Consider the following 1,952-nt stretch of genomic DNA (forward strand, 5'->3'; position numbering starts at 1 on the left):
AGAGCGCCCGATGAAATGAATGGCCCGGTGATGCGCCCGGCCATAATCCATGCTTTCCAGAATGCGGTCCGGGTCCGCGGTGAACCCCCGATAGGCAAAATACATTGCCTCGATGCCCTTCCTGACCTGTTCATCCGTCAGAAACAGCAGACTTTCGCCTGTTTGATGATCCGCCATTGCATCCTCCGTGCCGCCATTTTTATGTCAGCCTTGTTGACTTTCCAAGACTCAACTGATAGCCATTTCCTGATTTTGCGCAACTTTATGTCCGAAGTGGACCTATCGGCGCAACTTATGCAAAGCTGAAGGAGGCTCCGATGGCGGGATATGACGATCGTGACGGCTTCATCTGGATGGATGGCAAGCTGGTGGACTGGCGTTCGGCCAATGTCCATATCCTGACCCACGCGATGCACTATGCCTCCGCCGTGTTTGAAGGCGAGCGTTGCTACAACGGCAAGATCTTCAAATCGACCGAGCATTCCGAACGCCTGCGCACCTCGGGTGATCTGCTCGACATGCCGCTGCCCTACAGCGTCGCCGAAATCAACGCGGCCAAAGAGGCGACGCTGAAGGCCAACAACCTGACCGACGCCTACATCCGCGCCATCGCCTGGCGCGGTGCGGGCGAAATGATGGGCGTTGCCGCCAACAAGAACCCGATCCGCATGGCCGTCGCCGTCTGGACCTGGGGCAGCTACTATGGCGATGCGAAGTTCAAGGGCGCGAAGCTGGACATCGCGAAGTGGAAGCGTCCTTCGCCCGAAACCATCCCCCACGCCGCCAAGGCCGCGGGCCTCTACATGATCTGCACAATGTCCAAACACGCCGCCGAGGCCAAGGGCTGCTCTGACGCCATGATGTTCGACTATCGCGGCTACGTGGCCGAGGCGACCGGCGCCAACATCTTCTTCGTCAAGGATGGCGAGGTGCACACCCCCAAGGCCGACGCCTTCCTGAACGGCATCACCCGCCAGACCGTGATCGGCATGCTGAAAGATATGCAGATCAAGGTCCACGAACGCCACATCATGCCGGAAGAGCTGGAGGGGTTCGAACAGTGCTGGCTCACCGGCACCGCCGCCGAAGTCACGCCAGTGGGCCAGATCGGCGACTACAACTTCGAGGTCGGCGACCTGACGAAACGCGTGGCGATGGAGTATGAGCGGCTGGTCAGGGCGTAAGTCTGGAGCAGACATGAACTGCCCCGCCGACGCGGCTTACCAATCCGCGCTGCCGGGGCCAAAACGGTGCGGCATCGGATTCTCCGCTGTCGAGCCCTGATCTCCCTGCTGCAAGGACGCCGCGATCATGCCAGTCGCTGAGGCGACCATCACCTGCAATGCGCCATCAAGCGCCTCGCCCACCCGCTGTTCCGGCATGAACAGCAGCATCGCAAGCAACCCACCCTGCAATACGCCGACCGCATTCAAAAGTGTCCGAAATGGTTCCTTGCGTGTTTTGTGACGATGCCGACGCTGCGCGATCTTCGCACCGGGCCAACCGCCGAATATGGCCAGCCAAAGAAGAGTCTGTTCTGGAACACGCCAGCCCCCGCTGCGCGCCTGAGCCTTGTCATGGGCAAAAGCTGCATAGGCGATCAGGCTCATGACGGCCGTTACGGTCAAAGCAGCGCCTGTCAGCGTCCACAGAATCTGGAGGGGCATGAAATCAGTCAGCTTCATGTCCGCATGATAAAACGTATTTCGGGCAGCATTTGGGCTGCCCGGGGTCGTGTTCAGCCACGAAGCATCACTTCACGCGATCTCCGTCACCACCTCGATATTCCCCTTCGTCGCGTTCGAATACGGGCAGATGAAATGCCCCCGCTCCACGATCTTCTCCGCCACATCGCGCGCAACACCCGGCAGGGAAACCACCAGCTGGACCTTCAGCCCGAACCCGCCGTCACTGCGCGGCCCGATGCCGACATGCGCGTTGACCGTGGCATT

2 protein-coding genes and 2 pseudogenes are annotated in these 1,952 nt (G+C 60.1%); 1 reads left to right on the top strand and 3 read right to left on the bottom strand.

Annotation, left to right across the window (positions count from 1 at the left end; all coding sequences use genetic code 11):
* Positions 1–177 (bottom strand): annotated as a pseudogene (locus ACRCSW_RS21695) (MarR family transcriptional regulator); the annotation flags it as partial.
* A 140-nt stretch (positions 178–317) separates the two neighbouring features.
* Here ACRCSW_RS21695 and ACRCSW_RS21700 point away from each other — a divergent pair.
* Entirely contained in the window at positions 318–1,184 is an 867-nt protein-coding gene (locus tag ACRCSW_RS21700; RefSeq protein ID WP_438707734.1) for a branched-chain amino acid aminotransferase, read from the top strand.
* A gap of 36 nt (positions 1,185–1,220) precedes the next feature.
* On the opposite strand, the gene ACRCSW_RS21705 is transcribed toward ACRCSW_RS21700, so the two are convergent.
* Together ACRCSW_RS21705 and ACRCSW_RS21710 are read right to left on the bottom strand one after the other, a co-directional pair.
* On the bottom strand, positions 1,221–1,685 hold the full coding sequence (locus ACRCSW_RS21705; RefSeq protein ID WP_438707735.1) for a DUF1294 domain-containing protein: 465 nt from the start codon (positions 1,683–1,685) through the stop codon (positions 1,221–1,223).
* Positions 1,686–1,757: 72 nt separating this feature from the next.
* Positions 1,758–1,952, bottom strand: a pseudogene (locus ACRCSW_RS21710) (organic hydroperoxide resistance protein); the annotation flags it as partial.

It is taken from the genome of Tabrizicola sp. (assembly GCF_051645465.1).
GTDB lineage: Bacteria > Pseudomonadota > Alphaproteobacteria > Rhodobacterales > Rhodobacteraceae > Tabrizicola.

Coding starts and splice junctions, on each gene's coding strand:
- ACRCSW_RS21700 (WP_438707734.1), top strand. CDS start 318: ATGGCGGGATATGACGATCGTGACGGCTTCATCTGGATGGATGGCAAG.
- ACRCSW_RS21705 (WP_438707735.1), bottom strand. CDS start 1,685: ATGAAGCTGACTGATTTCATGCCCCTCCAGATTCTGTGGACGCTGACA.